The sequence below is a fragment of the Burkholderia stagnalis genome (assembly GCF_902830275.1).
In the GTDB taxonomy this organism is placed as follows: Bacteria; Pseudomonadota; Gammaproteobacteria; order Burkholderiales; family Burkholderiaceae; genus Burkholderia; species Burkholderia stagnalis.
In genome coordinates this window covers 1-554 of sequence record NZ_CADESW010000084.1, presented here as the reverse complement: position 1 = coordinate 554, position 554 = coordinate 1, and the positions used below count along the sequence as shown (strand labels likewise).

1 protein-coding gene is annotated in these 554 nt (G+C 59.0%); it reads right to left on the bottom strand.

The window, feature by feature from the left end; genetic code table 11:
* Positions 1-554, bottom strand: a 554-nt coding sequence (locus HWY45_RS36320) for a hypothetical protein (RefSeq protein WP_176118496.1), incomplete at both ends; no start/stop codon positions are given.

Here is a 554-nt window from a genome sequence, read left to right as displayed (position 1 = left end):
TCCGTCAGCGTGTTGTAGTAGATCGTCTGCTGCTGACCGTTCACGGTCAGGACGAGCACGCGGTCCGTAGCATTCGAACCGCTTGATTGGGACACCACCTGCGCGCTGCTGAACGTGTCGTTGCGTGGGGTCTTATAGCCATAGTCGAATACCGCTTGCGTGCACGACGAATGCGAGTTGGCATTGGTCGTCGCACATGCTATGTACTTGTCGCGCTTGGTTTCGTGCTTGCTCGTCGAGCCGGTCGTTTCGGTCGTGACCGTAGGCGCCGGGCGCGTATTGGTAAACGTGCCTGCCGCGAGTTCGACGTTCCCTTGCGCTTCGATCGTCGATTGATCGTTCAGCACGTTTTGCGTACGGTTGGCGAGCAACCCGTTAGCGTCGCGCTGGCCGTTCGCCGCGATATTGATATCGCCGACGCTGAACAGGTTCGCGCCGCCCGTATTCGACAACTGATTCGTCGCGTACAGGTTCAATTGATTGGCGGCGGCGAAGACTGCGGCGGCCCCGGTATTGTTGATCGTGTTCGCGTTCGACGTGACGTTGGCACCGAT